The sequence below is a fragment of the Streptococcus mitis genome, from assembly GCF_003942775.1.
GTDB lineage: Bacteria > Bacillota > Bacilli > Lactobacillales > Streptococcaceae > Streptococcus > Streptococcus mitis_CN.
In genome coordinates this window covers 1-12,223 of record NZ_RJNX01000012.1, presented here as the reverse complement: position 1 = coordinate 12,223, position 12,223 = coordinate 1, and the positions used below count along the sequence as shown (strand labels likewise).

The 12,223-nt window shown below is 32.5% G+C and carries 9 protein-coding genes and 3 pseudogenes; 10 read left to right on the top strand and 2 right to left on the bottom strand.

Annotation, left to right across the window (positions count from 1 at the left end; genetic code table 11):
* Nucleotides 1–247: 247 nt before the first annotated feature.
* Nucleotides 248–370, top strand: a pseudogene (locus D8848_RS11075) (CHAP domain-containing protein); the annotation flags it as partial.
* Nucleotides 371–400: 30 nt separating this feature from the next.
* Here D8848_RS11075 and D8848_RS10795 read toward each other — a convergent pair.
* Nucleotides 401–589 (bottom strand): hypothetical protein, encoded by a 189-nt coding sequence (locus D8848_RS10795; protein ID WP_071788347.1) that lies wholly within the window; start codon nt 587–589, stop codon nt 401–403.
* Between the two features lie 18 nt (nt 590–607).
* Between D8848_RS10795 and D8848_RS10430 the strand changes: the two genes are divergently transcribed.
* Nucleotides 608–1,174, top strand: a complete 567-nt coding sequence (locus D8848_RS10430; RefSeq protein ID WP_124787607.1) for a PBECR4 domain-containing protein — start codon at nt 608–610, stop codon at nt 1,172–1,174.
* A gap of 889 nt (nt 1,175–2,063) precedes the next feature.
* Here D8848_RS10430 and D8848_RS10425 read toward each other — a convergent pair.
* Nucleotides 2,064–3,026 (bottom strand): helix-turn-helix domain-containing protein, encoded by a 963-nt coding sequence (locus D8848_RS10425; protein ID WP_049510005.1) that lies wholly within the window; start codon nt 3,024–3,026, stop codon nt 2,064–2,066.
* A 226-nt stretch (nt 3,027–3,252) separates the two neighbouring features.
* Between D8848_RS10425 and D8848_RS10420 the strand changes: the two genes are divergently transcribed.
* The 8 genes and pseudogenes from D8848_RS10420 to D8848_RS10385 all read left to right on the top strand — a co-directional run.
* Nucleotides 3,253–5,010 carry an ABC transporter ATP-binding protein gene (locus D8848_RS10420; RefSeq protein ID WP_125444081.1) on the top strand — a complete coding sequence of 586 codons (1,758 nt, stop codon included), beginning with the start codon at nt 3,253–3,255 and terminating at the stop codon, nt 5,008–5,010.
* A gap of 4 nt (nt 5,011–5,014) precedes the next feature.
* Nucleotides 5,015–6,739 (top strand): ABC transporter ATP-binding protein, encoded by a 1,725-nt coding sequence (locus D8848_RS10415; RefSeq protein WP_049510001.1) that lies wholly within the window; start codon nt 5,015–5,017, stop codon nt 6,737–6,739.
* A 21-nt stretch (nt 6,740–6,760) separates the two neighbouring features.
* Nucleotides 6,761–7,348, top strand: a complete 588-nt coding sequence (locus tag D8848_RS10410) for an MptD family putative ECF transporter S component (protein WP_049510000.1) — start codon at nt 6,761–6,763, stop codon at nt 7,346–7,348.
* Nucleotides 7,345–8,034 carry an energy-coupling factor transporter transmembrane component T gene (locus D8848_RS10405; RefSeq protein WP_162837406.1) on the top strand — a complete coding sequence of 230 codons (690 nt, stop codon included), beginning with the start codon at nt 7,345–7,347 and terminating at the stop codon, nt 8,032–8,034. The genes D8848_RS10410 and D8848_RS10405 overlap by 4 nt, the downstream gene beginning before the upstream one ends.
* Nucleotides 8,028–9,398 carry an ABC transporter ATP-binding protein gene (locus D8848_RS10400; protein WP_125444079.1) on the top strand — a complete coding sequence of 457 codons (1,371 nt, stop codon included), beginning with the start codon at nt 8,028–8,030 and terminating at the stop codon, nt 9,396–9,398. Before D8848_RS10405 ends, D8848_RS10400 begins: the two co-directional genes overlap by 7 nt.
* Nucleotides 9,399–9,645: 247 nt before the next feature.
* Nucleotides 9,646–9,915 (top strand): annotated as a pseudogene (locus D8848_RS10395) (phage tail tip lysozyme); the annotation flags it as partial.
* A gap of 245 nt (nt 9,916–10,160) precedes the next feature.
* On the top strand, nt 10,161–10,571 hold the full coding sequence (locus tag D8848_RS10390; protein ID WP_049510505.1) for a thrombospondin type 3 repeat-containing protein: 411 nt from the start codon (nt 10,161–10,163) through the stop codon (nt 10,569–10,571).
* 56 nt (nt 10,572–10,627) lie between these two features.
* Nucleotides 10,628–12,223, top strand: a pseudogene (locus D8848_RS10385) (DEAD/DEAH box helicase family protein); the annotation flags it as partial.

Sequence of the window (12,223 nt, the reverse complement as noted above, 5' to 3'; positions counted from 1 at the left end):
GCTTTTGAATTTGAGTAATACAGGACTGACCAAATTAAATCAGTTGCGCGAACTTGCAGGAAATTCACCATTATTGAAAGAAAATTTGAACTTAGAACAATTATGTTAATCATATTAATACAGCACGATAAAGCAAAATCGTGATAATACACTATTGATGGAACGCCGTGTGCGGTGAAAGTCGCACGCACGGTGTGAAGCGGGGGAAAAGATGGAGATAGTATCAAAGTTTTACCTATCGCTATAGAAGGTCTATGATGATGGTTCTTTCCTCGTGTCTGAAACAAACTATGGTGGCAACCCTAACTATACCTTTAGAAAAATCTCTCAAGCAGATAGTGCCATTAGTTTTGCCTATACTACGAAATAGAAGAGTTTACACTTGAAATTTTAGCTATTTTCAGGTAAAATAAATAGTGTAGATGAGTGGTCGGCTCATGGTCAATCTGATAGTAATCTTGGACATAAGGGCCAAGCGGTGGCGGACACCAGAACGAAATCCGATAGCAATCTTGGACGTAAGGGCCAAGCGGTGGCAGACACCAGAATAAACCGACTGACTAGGTGGCTTACAGACTCTGTAAACCACCTTTTTTGTGAGGAAAATATGGAAAATTCTAGAGATTATCGTAATCCAAATTACACCGAAAAAATAAAACTTCAGCGTTTTTTTACTCAGTTACAAATTGCGGCTTCTTTTTTTAAAGAACACTTTGTTGGCAAAATCATGTATTATGAAACGGAAATAGAAAGTGTTGAACTTCATTTTTCACCTACTAATTTCATGCACCTATGTGGTGTTGATTACCTAAAAGGTGCAGGCAGTTTCTTTGATGATTGTTTAAATAGACATGTCATAATTGATGAGTTGAAAATAAAAAAAGATGGAACCACGATGCAAAAGTTGCAAGTTTTAGGATCCATTGAGGAGTTATTGGGAAACCATGTTCATCTAACTGGTTCAGGACGTTATTTGTATTTGGAGTTTGATTATGCTCTACGTACAAGAAAACAGATACTAGCATTAACATTGAAAGAGACATCAAGGAAAATTGTTCCTCAATCTTTATTAGATTTGAAGAGAAAGACAGTATTTCCAAAAGGTCAAAAAGTAATTTCAATTTACTCAAAACATTTACAAACGTCGGAACTTTTTTATTATTTAAAAGATTAGTTTACATATCTTTTGTGGCATAAAACATATTTTATCATTATAAGGAGAACGCAGTTTTGGCTCGTTCTTTTTTTGTTGATGATATGCTCTAAACAACCTACACTAGATTGGATATGAAATAGTTTGTGATTACATAATTTATCTTCAGGGAAGTTATGGACATTATCTCAATTTCTGTTATGATAGACATCTCTAACAATTTCCGTTATAACAGACATTGACTTACAAAGTATTTCTTTTCTGAACATATTAGCGTTATAATATAAATGCAGTGTTACACTGTAGAATATTAAGAAAATAGGATACTGTAGGTTTAAAATAAATGTGTAAGATAAATAGTTGGATTAGTAAAAGTTTCAAGTCTGATAAGAACAATATTACATTTCATACAACTGAATGTATATATTTTATAAGAGAGAGGGATGCTTGATTGGGGAAAATCATTCAAAATACAGTTATAAGGATTTTAATAAGAATGAAAGTGTGATATTTCTTTTTCATTAATCTTCTAAATGTATTAAAATCAAGCTTTCCACTTATGTATTCTGCTAATAAACTTCAATACATTTCAATAGATTTTCAAAATTTGGTGGGGATTTTTATTATACTTTGTACGAGCTTTTCAATACCCTATCCCAACCTTTAAAATCCCCTAAGTTATTTACTCAAGGGATTTTTTATCTGCTTTTTTCATACTCAAACAGTCAGTCTAACTGTTTGATTTTCTTTGTGACTAACTCCCTAAAAATAGTAGAATTAGCTACTTTACTGATTTTACAAGATAATAACAAGACCTAAACGTATAATTTATTTAGGTTTACCAATTATGACTTTAACATTATCCAATAAGGTCTAACTCAACCGTCCCCAAAGTTAAATCCTTATGTATTTAATCAGAAAGATTATTTTTCGCATATTTTTTTATGTCTTTGGGATAAAATCCCTTATATTTTTTGAAGCATGTACTAAATTTACTGTGAGAGGAATATCCTACAGCCTCTGCTATATCTTGAATTTTAAGGGTAGAGTTCAGTAGGAGTAATTCCGCCATATTCATTCTCCGTCTTTGAGTATATTCTGTAATTGTGCATTGATATTTTTGCTTAAATAACTTTTTTAGTTTTGTGCCGCTCATAGTGGATATTTTTTCTAAAGTATCCTGTGAGATAGATGTTGCATAATGATCGTCTATATAATTGGCGACATTTTTCAAAGCCTCATCATCGGCAATAGATAGTGGATTGCTGTACTTATTTAAAAAAGAGTCTATTGTAATACTTAACCATTCCTTTGCCTTTGACTCAAAAAAGATTTCAGCAGCAGGAGATGCCATCTTGCAATTAAGGATATCTTTTGCGATTCTTTCTAAAGGCTTGTTTATTATAATGCTGGTATTAAAAAATAAATCTTCATAGTTACAGACTTTATTCTTATAAGAGGACAGGCATTGCTCTATCATGGACTGATTGAAATTTATACCGATTCCTAAATAAGGAGAGTTTTTGTGAAGTATAAACCTAAAGTCTTTAGAATTTTTTGTATTTATAGTATAAAGTGAATTTGAAGAAAGATTTTGATAAGGATTAAAACATTCACCGTTTGCTGTAACTAAATAAGATAAATAAAGGGAATAGAAATTATTCAAACCAGAAAAACTTGTATGGATAATTTCTTTTTTTATGAAAACATCATAAATATCAATAGTGAAATTATCGCCCTCGTAAAACCAATATATGCCTTCTGCATTATCCGTGCTAAAACGGAATTCATGTCCTACAGTGGAGTATTTTGTATTATCGATAGATTCATCTGTAGAAAAAAAGTTTTTAACAAAGTTATAAAAATCACTCATATTATACCTCCGTGCTTTATATTTTATCCCGAATAGACATTATCCCGAATAGACTTATTTAGCCATATCTAATTGATTGAAATCCTCATTTATTATAAAATAAATGATAAATAAAAACAAGAAAAACTATGCGTATTGCAAAAGAGTTTGAAAACAAGCCTCTAAAATCAGTCTAAAAAGGCTATTTATAGGGTTTGCTAATTTTAAAAAAAGGAGGAGTTGTTCAGTGAAGGATAAGAAGAAATCAATACTGAAAAGACTAATGGCTTACGGTGGTGAAAAAAGTTTTTTACTCTATATTGCTATTGTTATGTCTGCTGTATCAGGTGTCATGGTTTTGATGCCTATGGTATATATTCATAGAATTGTAAATAACTTAATTTTAAATGGGATGGTGAATTTTGATTATGTAAAGGAAAATTCAATTTATGCAGCAGTCTTTGCCGTTCTGGGGCTTTTTATATACCTAATAGGTTTAATTTTATCCCATATTTTTGCATTTGAAGTGGAAGATAACATTATTAAGACTTCCGTAACAAAACTAATAAACAAACCGCTTGGGTATTTCGATGACAAAGAAAGCGGAAGGATAAGAAATGTAATTGTGTCCGGAGCGTCTGAAACCCATTCTTTTATAGCGCATCAACTTCCTGATATGGCGATGACCATTATATCGCCAATCGTCCTGCTTGTATTTTTCTTCGTGTTTAACTGGAAGTTAGGACTTGCCAGTATGATACCGATGATTATCGGTATGACATTGATGTCATCTATGATGACAACCGAAACAAAAAAAATGAAGGATGAGTATTATGCAGGACTTTCCGATTTATCCTCTCAGACTGTGGAATATGTTCGAGGAATTCCTGTTGTTAAAACATTTGCACAAAGTGTTGAGAGCTTTGATAAGTTATATTCGTTAATCATAAAAACAAAAGACAATGTACTTAAGCTTACTATGAGTTATACGAATAAAATGTCGTGGTTTGAAACCGTTTCTACATCGACGGCATTTTTCTTGGTACCTGTGGCATTACTCTTAATAAAATTTAATGGAAACTTATCTAATGTAGTTGCAGATTCTGTTATTTACTTCCTAATAGGACCGGCATTTGCTACTTTTATTATGAGAACTGCGACGATTACACAATACAGTTATTTTGCAGAACTTGCTTTAGATAAAATTGAAAATATACTTGAGTTTGATGATTTTGTTTATGGAAATAAAACAAGTTCTGATGTTGGGATAGAGTTTAAAAATGTAAGCTTTTCTTATGAAGATGAAAATGTATTAGACGATATTTCATTTAAGGTGAATAAAGGAGAACGAGTTGCTTTAGTCGGATCATCAGGCAGTGGTAAAACTACTATAGCAAGGCTTGCTGCACGATTTTACGATATTAAAACAGGTGAAATTTATATTGGAGGAATTAATATAAAAGATTTTGAAAAAGAGGCTTTAATGAGAAAAATTGCTTTTGTTTTTCAAAACTCTAAACTATTTAAAATGAGTTTAAGAGATAATCTTTTAATCGGAAAGCCTGATGCAACTAATGAAGAAATTGACAATGCCTTAATCAATTCAGGGTCTAAAGATATTATTAAAAATTTAGATAAAGGACTTGATACTGTTTACGGAACTAAAGGCACATATTTTTCAGGAGGAGAGGCTCAAAGGATTTCTATAGCGAGAGCTTTTTTGAAAGATGCAGATATTATCATTTTAGATGAAGCTACAGCCTTTGCAGATCCTGAAAATGAACATTTGATTCAAGAGTCTTTTAAGAAGCTATCAAAAAACAAGACAACATTGATGATTGCTCATAGATTATCTACAGTAGTAGATGCGGATAAAATTCTTGTTATTGATAAGGGGAAAATTGTAGAAGAAGGCAAGCATTCAGATTTAATCAGTATGAGTGGGCATTACAAAAAACTTTGGGAAGAATATCAAAAATCCGTAAATTGGAAGATAGGAGGTTAAACATATGGTTTCTTATTTTATGAAAAAATATGCGATGTCAGAAAAAGGCGCTCTTAACTTAAAAAAAGCCATATTTTCACACACGCTTGTTAATTTAACTAAATTGTTCGCACCAATGATCGGTTTTATGTTTCTGTTTCAGTATATAGGCATTTTAAAAAGTATTGAGAGTTACAATTTTACTTCTATTCATTATATTGCACTAATTGTAGTAATGATGATTGTGATGTTCTTAATAGCGAGGTGGGATTATGTAAGACTTTACACCAATGTGTACAACGAGAGTGCAAATTCAAGAATTGAGTTAGCGGAAAAGTTAAAGAAATTACCTCTTTCTTATTTTGGTAAAAGAGATTTGGCAGACCTTGCGGAAACCATGATGAATGACATGAACTTATATGAAACAATTTTTTCTCATGCTGTACCTCATATATATTCAACGGCTATATCCACAAGTATTATTGCTTTAATGCTTATCTTCTATAATTGGAAACTTGCACTTGCAGCCCTTTGGGTAATTCCCATTTCTATTTTGATTATATTTTTATCAAAGAAAAGTCAGAAAAAAATAGTACAAGGCTGGATAGATGATAATCGTAAGGTTTTTGATAATCTACAGGAAAATATAGAGCAGATAGAGCAAATAAAATCTTACAACTTAGAAGATAGGATGTTAAATGATTTTTTTAAAAAATTAAATGCATCCACAAAACAGAAGACGAAAGGTGAAGTTGTAGCCGGAACACTTACAGGAATAGCTGCCGCAATTTTAAAGCTTGGAATTATAAGTGTTGCCGTTATCGGCGTCAACATGCTTATGGCAGGGGAGGTAAGTGCGCTGGTTTATATCGCATTTTTAATGCTTACAGCAAGTATTTATCTTCCTATAGAAGGAATAATCACCTTTATGTCAATGATAGTTATGCTTGATGCGGTTGTAGGGAGAATAAAGGAAATAAAGACCATGCCTGTTCAAAAAGGCAAAAAAGATATTGACATTAAAAATTACGATATTGAGTTCAAGGATGTTTATTTCGGATATGATGATTATTCTGTAATAAATTGTGTGAGCTTTACTGCAAAGCAGGGTGAAATCACTGCGCTAATCGGTTCAAGCGGAAGCGGAAAAACAACTCTCACCAAGCTTGCTGCAAGATTTTGGGATATAGATAAAGGAAAGATTTTGATAGGGGGAGAGGACATCGGTAAAATTGATCCGGAAACACTCCTTAAAAATTTCTCTATCGTTTTCCAAGATGTTACTCTTTTTAATTCAAGCATAAAAGATAATATAAAAATCGGTAAAAAAGATGCTACAGATGAAGAGATTATAAGAGCGGCTAAAATAGCAAGATGTTATGAATTTATAGACAAAATGCCGGATGGAATAGATACAGTAATAGGTGAAAACGGACAAAGACTTTCAGGCGGAGAAAGACAAAGAATCTCAATAGCAAGGGCAATACTAAAAGACGCACCAATCATATTGCTTGATGAGGCTACAGCATCTCTGGATGTTGAAAATGAAAGTCTAATTCAAGAGGCTTTATCCGAACTTATAAAAGAAAAAACGGCAATTGTTATTGCTCATAGATTAAGAACAATAAGAAATGCAAACAAAATCGTTTTATTAAATGCCGGAAAAATAGAAGCGATAGGGACAGATGAAGAACTTTGTAAAAGCTCGGAATTTTATAAAGCAATGCTTAGAAAATCAAATATTCAGTGAAAACTTATTTAGAAGGAAAATATAAAAATGGAAAAATTAAGAATTAAAGATTTAGTTACGATAGGTGTATTTACAGTAATATATTTTGTACTTATGTTTGCTTCGGGAATGATTGGTATTGTACCGATTTTATACTTGGCATACCCTACACTGGCAGGCATTATAACAGGAATAGTTATAATGCTCTTTATGGCAAAAGTTCAAAAATCATGGGGATTATTTATACTTGGGTTGATTTGTAGTCTTTTAGCAATTGCAATGGGAAATACATATGTAATATTGATACATGCTGTAATCAGTATGGCAATTGCGGAACTTTTAAGAAAAAAAGGAGAATATAAATCATTTAAATTTAATATGCTCTCATTTGCCGTATTCAACACTTGGATTTGTGGTTTCCTTATGCAAGTTTTGTTGGCTAAAGACAAGGTTATTAAACTGGCGGAAACAGGCGGTATGGGTCACGATTATATAATGAAGCTCATAGCACTTTTGAATTATCGAAGTATGGTATTAGTATATATCGGTGCTGTTGTCGGCGGGATACTCGGCGCATATATCGGTAAAGTCTTTTTGAAAAAGCATTTCGAAAAAGCTGGTATTGTATAATGCTCGTTTCTTTAGACAATCCATATAATCCCAATCCAATTAGTAAAATTTTAGTAAGTTTTTCACTTGGATTTGCTGTATTTTATAAAGTAAATACCTATTTTGAATGGGGAATTGTGCTTCTTATTTCATTTCTTTTTTTAATGAATGGATTTAAGAAAGAAGCCTTAAAAAACATATCATTTTTTGGGGTTCTTTCTTTGATACCTAATCTTGATGTAATTAGAAATATGAATGCGATTTTAATGATGTTTTTTATGCTATTTGCTGTATGTAAGATGTTTTATCTTCCATTTAGTGCGGGAAGTTTTTTTTTAAAAACATCGGATGTAGGAAGTGTAATATCCTCAATGGATAAAATGAATTTACCTCGTACTGTTTCTATACCAATTGCTGTAATGTTTAGGTTTTTTCCTTCATTTAGGGAAGAAAGTCACAATATAAAACTTGCTATGAAAATAAGGGGTATTACATTTAAAAATCCAATTTCATACATCGAGTATGTAATTGTGCCTTTACTTGTTATGTCTTCTAATATTTCTGATGATATTGCAAAGGCAGCAGAAACAAAATGTATTGAAAATCCTGTTAAAAAAACTAGGTACATATCCGTCAAAACGAAAACAGTTGATTTTGTTTATGTGCTTTCAATACTGATTATGGTTATAGGAGGAGCTTTATGGTAGAAATTGAAAATTTATCTCTATCTTATGGAAATTCTCCTAAAGTGTTAAAAAACATTTCTTTAGATGTAAAAAAAGGCGAATGTGTATTATTTACTGGGAAAAGTGGTAGCGGAAAATCTTCAATTATAAATTCTATCAATGGGTTAGCTGTACGATATGATGGAGCTTCTATGGGTGGTACCATCAGGATTGATAATAAAGATATTAAAAACCTCGAATTATACGAAATATCGCTCTTAGTATCAAATGTATTTCAAAATCCAAAGACACACTTTTTCAATATAAATACTACTCTTGAATTACTTCTCTATTTGGAGAATATAGGACTTTCAAAAAAACAAATGGATGAGAGACTAAATGATATGTTGGATTTGTTTCCGATAGAACATCTTTTAAATAGAAATATTTTTAAGCTTTCGGGTGGAGAAAAGCAGATTTTATGTATTGCTGCAAGTTATATATCTGGAACGGAAATCATTGTTTTAGATGAGCCTTCATCAAATCTTGATGAAGAAAACATTTTAATCATAAAAGAAATGCTTATAAAACTTAAAGATAAGGGGAAAACTCTTATAATCTCAGAACATAGAATATTTTATCTAATGGATATTGTAGATAGAGTTTTTTTGATTAAAGATGGGGAAATACAAAAGGAATATACTCAAATAGATTTTATGAAAATACCGTCTGAAAAGCTAAAGAAGTTAGGTTTAAGAAATAAGAATAGAGTAAAACTTACAGTACCCGAAAATGAAAATAAGGGAAATTTAGAAGTAAAAAACATTGAATTTAAGTTTAATGGCATAGATAAAAAATTGCATTTAAAAGACCTCTCTTTTGAAATGGGAAAAATTTACGGCATAGTAGGAACAAACGGACTTGGTAAATCCACTTTGCTCAGATGCCTTATAGGCTTAGAAAGAAAATCGAAGGATGAAATCTATTTGGACGGCAAAAGACTTTCAAAATCAGATAGGCTAAAAATATCATCCCTTGTAATGCAGGATGTTAATCATCAGCTTTTTACCGATTCTATTGCAAGTGAAGTAGGTCTTGGAATAAAAAATATTGAAAGTAGTTATGTTGAAAATATTCTGAAAAAACTTGATTTATATGAATCAAAAGATCGTCATCCAATGAGCTTGTCAGGTGGACAAAAGCAAAGGGTAGCAATTGCATCTGTACTATGTAAAAAATCTAAACTTATGTTTTTTGATGAGCCTACTAGTGGAATGGATTATTGCAATATGATGAACATATCCCATCTGATCAACGAATGTAAAAGCGATAAGAAAATAATATTCATTGTTTCACATGACCAAGAATTTTTAAATTCGATAGCTGACAATGTTATATATTTGTAAATATCCATAGTGATACTCATATTTGAAAAATCAAAATAAAGGAGATTTAAAGATGTAAGGAGATAAAANTATGAAATATCATGACATGATAATAGAAAATATAAGTGTATGTGAATTTCTTTTATCGTGTGAAAGTAAGATATTTCGTTTAGGAAAATTTTTATGCGTTATTAAATAATATAATAGAAAAAGAATACATTTCTAAAAGAGGACTTTTTACGCCAAAGTGTAGAAGTCCTCCTTTTTTATTATCACTAACGGAAAAGGAGAGAATGGGAGTCGCTTAACCTTATATTCCATTCATAATGGCCGTGCGATTGAGGGGACAAGAGTTCTAACGGGTGATGTTATCGGTGAAACACCAGATAATACAGGTTTGAAAGTTTCTTATCAAAAGTATAAGAAGAAGAAAGAAAAATTGGTGTATGTCAATCCTCAATTTTATTTCCCAAAAGTCATTCAACTTCAGACTACTATTTTACCAGCAATTAGTCAGTTTGGTGGGGATGAGTTTGAATGAGCAAAACATATTTATGAGTTTTTGAAATCTCAAGGGCCAAGCGGTGGTAGACACCAGAATAAACCGACTGACTAGGTGGCTTACAGGTTCTGTAAGTCGTCTTTTTTACTTTAATAGTAATGTTTTACATTTTAAGGAGAACGCAGTTTTGGCTCGTTCTCTTTTTTTGTTGTGATACTTCTTTCAAGGAATATTTGATAGGATTGGAGTGAAAAAAGATTAACTAGGAAAGAAGGAAGTATATGGAAGCCATTTATCAACGTGATTCGGATCAAGATGGATTAACTGATGCTCAAGAATTGGCGCTAGGAACCAATCCTCTTAGCGCAGATTCTGATGGTGATGGTCGTTCAGATTTATTGGAAATAGAAGAAGGAACCAATCCCTTAGAAAAGGATTTACAAGACATAGACCAAACAAGTCTAACGGAACCGTCATCAGTATTTATGGAAATGAAACAAAAGATTTCAGATATGATGGAGAGTCACTACAAGGAATTTATACAGGCTCTGATTAGTATTGAAACAGGGATTGAAAACCAACAAGACCTAGAAGACTTATATACTTACTACATGAGAACAGATGCCGTTTCTCTTTTGTCTAGTGATTTAGAAACCAGTCCTCAAGAGGTTGAAATGGAGATAGAGTTGTAGGGGAATCATGTGATTCTCCTATTTTCGTATAGATGAAAGGAGCGAGTATGGAAGTAATGGAAGTAATGCAATTATTGGCTATGTTTCGTGGAACAATTCCCAAAGATAGAGAGAAAATGGACTTATTCCTTCGTTATCAAGCGCAACATTTTGATGAGAAATGGCAGGACTTGGTAGAGAGTTTTTTGACTGAAGAGGGCAAGATAGAAGAGATACCTCACGTCTATTCTTTTCATCAAGATATTGTTTCTTTCCTAGAGGCCAGTTCTGAAAATAATGACCAGGATTTAGAAAGTTACACAAGAAATTTTGGGCAAGCGGGTCTAAGTAAATTATCTCAATTAAGTAATTTTGAAAAAAACTTGGTGCTAGAAGTCGCAACCTATAACCTTTCCACTCGATTTTACATCAAATCTGAAAAAGAGAAGCTAACACCATTAAGTGAGCTTGTATGTCATCAGAAACAGGATGTCAATTTAGTCAATGTCTATCGGGTTGCGAATAATCTATCTGACCGCATTAGTAGAGATATAGAGGAGTTTCTTCTAATGGTTGATTCCAAAGAACTAGAAAAAGAGGTTCTTGAGATTCATTTTGAAGAAAAAGAGGGAGATGTTCTAGCCTATTTGGGTTCAGAATTGATGGCTACTTTAAATACCGTTACGGATCTTGTCCATCATGAAGAAAACTACACACAACTCCCACTGACACAAAAGCTGAAGATTATTACTCATTTTGATGAAGTAAAAGCTAAAAGCGAAAAGTCTAAGCAAGTAGCGGAAGCGGTCTTACCTTTAGATAATATTGACCAGGTAGAAGAAAATGTGGAAGTTCATTCCCTATCTAAAGTAGATAAAATTGTAGAAGAAGCTTTGCTTGAATATCCAATCGGTTCACAAGTCAGTTATAAAGGACAAGTATTTCAATTGGTTTCGATTGAAAATGCACAGTTAAATGACTTAGTTCGCCTAGAGCTATTCAATGATTCCGACCAGTTATTTGAAGAGAATCCTATCTTATACTTGAACAGTTTGGAAGAGATTGAACAAGTATTGTCTCTGGTAGAACTTGAAAAAGAAGATTCAGTGATTGAGATTGAATCACCAAGTGAAAGCCAGGAAATAGATTTGTTTTCCTATCTGGAAGAGGATAATGAAAAGGAAAAGGAAAAGGAAAAGGATAAGGAAACAAAACCTTTAATTTCAGGTATAGAAGAGACGGATGTCCCCGTTCAAGATTTTGTTTTTCCAGATGATTTAGAGGACTTTTATCCTAAGACAAATCGAGAAAAAATTGAAACGAATATCGCCGCAATTGATCTTGTTAAAAGATTAGAAAAAGAGAGACGACAAGCAAATCCAGAAGAACAAGAACTACTAGCCAAGTATGTCGGATGGGGTGGCCTTGCCAATGAATTTTTTGATGAACTCAATCCAAAGTATGAAACAGAACGTTTAACTCTCAAGAGCTTAGTAAGCAAATCAGAATACTCGACCATGAAACAAAGTTCTCTCACAGCCTATTATACAGACCCAATGATTATTCGCCAGATTTGGCAAAAATTACTGGCTGATGGTTTTGAAGGAGGAAGGATTTTAGATCCTTCTATGGGGACTGGGAACTTCTTTGCGGCGATGCCTAGAAGTATACGA